The sequence below is a fragment of the Methylobacterium ajmalii genome (genome assembly GCF_016613415.1).
Taxonomy (GTDB): Bacteria; Pseudomonadota; Alphaproteobacteria; order Rhizobiales; family Beijerinckiaceae; genus Methylobacterium; species Methylobacterium ajmalii.
Map to the genome: position 1 here is coordinate 1 of NZ_JACWCT010000067.1, position 1,686 is coordinate 1,686.

1 pseudogene is annotated in these 1,686 nt (G+C 67.9%); it reads left to right on the forward strand.

Annotated elements, in window-relative coordinates:
• Nucleotides 1-105: 105 nt before the first annotated feature.
• Nucleotides 106-1,569: pseudogene (locus HPY23_RS12840) on the forward strand (TonB-dependent receptor domain-containing protein); the annotation flags it as partial.
• Nucleotides 1,570-1,686: the final 117 nt, after the last annotated feature.

A 1,686-nucleotide genomic window follows, 5' to 3' on the forward strand; every position in this document is an offset into this window, starting at 1 on the left:
GCCTCACGCTGTTTCCTGCCTGTGGCCTGGGCGTCTATCAACCCCAAACGACGAAGCGGGCTTCGAGCCCGCCTCTCGTCCATCAACCCCGAATGACGAATGACCGAGAATTGCAGCACGCGCTCGAACTTCCGCGGCTTCCTGTGCTTCGAGGATGACGGCTTCTCCGCCGCTCCCGGCCAGACCCAGGCGCAGTTCCGCAACCAGTTCCTGATCCTCGGGCCGCAGAACCAGCGCATCCCGTACCGGGACGTGCCCTACGGCACCCTGGACACCGTGCGGACCGAGGCGACCGGCTACGGCGGCACGCTGCAGGCCACCAACCGCGACCGCGTCTTCGACCGCCCGAACACCTTCATCGTCGGCGGCAGCATCGACGCGGCGACCTACAGCTTCAAGTCGGCGAGCGCGCTCGGCGTCATCAACCCCGACCTCAGCGTCACCACCGACCCGAACAACCCGACCTACGGCAACATCCCGGGGCTCGGCACCGGCCCGATCCGCACCGCGGCGGCCCTTGGCATCGCGCCGAGCCAGGTCATCGGCTCGAACCTCTACATGGGCCTCTACGCCCTCGACACGTTCGACGTCACCGACCGGCTCTCGCTCACCGCCGGCGCGCGGCTGAACTTCGCCCGGATCAGCACCCAGGACCAGACCGGCTTCTCGCCCGACGTCACAGGGACCCACTACTTCAGCCGCATCAATCCGGTCGCCGGCCTGACCTACCGGATCGCGCCCTGGATGAGCCTCTACGGCGGCTACTCGGAGTCGAACCGGGCGCCGACGCCGCTCGAGCTCGCCTGCGCCAACCCCGACCGGCCGTGCCTGCTGCCGAACTCGCTCGTCGCCGATCCGCCGCTGCGCCAGGTCGAGGCCCGCACCTACGAGGTCGGCATCCGCGGCTCGGTGCCGAACTTCTACGAGGACGGCCTCCTCAACTACAAGCTCGGCGCCTTCCGCACCGACCTGACCAACGACATCCTGCAGGTGGCGGTGCCGGGCAACGCGGCGCGCGGCTACTTCGTCAACGTGCCGGCGACCCAGCGCCAGGGCATCGAGGTCTCGGCCGAGTACGTCACCGGGCGCCTGAGCCTCTACGCCAACTACGCGCTGATCGACGCCACCTTCCAGTTCCGCGGCGACCTGTCCTCGCCCAACAACCCGCTGGCCGACGACGGGCTCATCACCATTCGCCCGGGCAACAAGGTCCCGCTCGTCCCCGACCACCAGATCAAGGCCGGATTCGACTACGCGATCACGCCGTTCTGGCGCTTCGGCATGAACATGCAGGCGTTCTCGTCGTCCTACTTCCGCGGCGACGAGTCGAACATCAACCGCAAGCTGCCGGCCTACTTCACCGCCAACCTCAACACCAGCTTCCAGCTGACGCAGAACGTGCAGATCTTCGGCCTGGTGACGAACCTGTTCAACAACCGCTACGCCAATTTCGGCACCTTCCTGGAGCGCAGCAACGACTTCGCCGGCCGCTACGTCCTGAATGATCCGCGCACCACCACCCTGGTACAACCGCTGTCGGTCTATGGCGGCGTGCGGATGACCTGGTAGGACGGCCGACCGGCGGACGAGGCGTCGTCCGCCGCGGGACCTGACCGGCCCCCCGCACCGGCGCGGCCGCCGCCCCGGTGGGGGGATAAGATCCAGCAGCGTCAGGCGGAATTGCGC